We start from the raw sequence: 229 nt of genomic DNA on the forward strand, positions 1-229 counted from the left end.
TCGTCGACCTGCCGGTCGGCGAGCGCCCGCTCGACCGTGTGCGACCCGATCTCGAACTCCGGATCGTCGGAGCGGCCGAACACCAGCCCGGTCGCGGCCGACCGCCATGGGCGCTCCCGGCCGTCCTCAGCCTCCACCGCCTCCACCAGCCCGACCTTGGCGAGCGCGCGCAGGTGATAGCTGCAGTTGGAGGCCGTGGAGCCGATCACCGCGGCGCACTCGCTCGCGG

1 pseudogene is annotated in these 229 nt (G+C 73.8%); it reads right to left on the reverse strand.

The annotated features are described in order from the left end of the window. A pseudogene (locus tag SB753_RS42220) lies at window positions 1-209 on the reverse strand (hypothetical protein); the annotation flags it as partial. Window positions 210-229: the final 20 nt, after the last annotated feature.

The sequence above is a fragment of the Paraburkholderia sp. SIMBA_053 genome (genome assembly GCF_046534895.1).
GTDB lineage: Bacteria > Pseudomonadota > Gammaproteobacteria > Burkholderiales > Burkholderiaceae > Paraburkholderia > Paraburkholderia caledonica.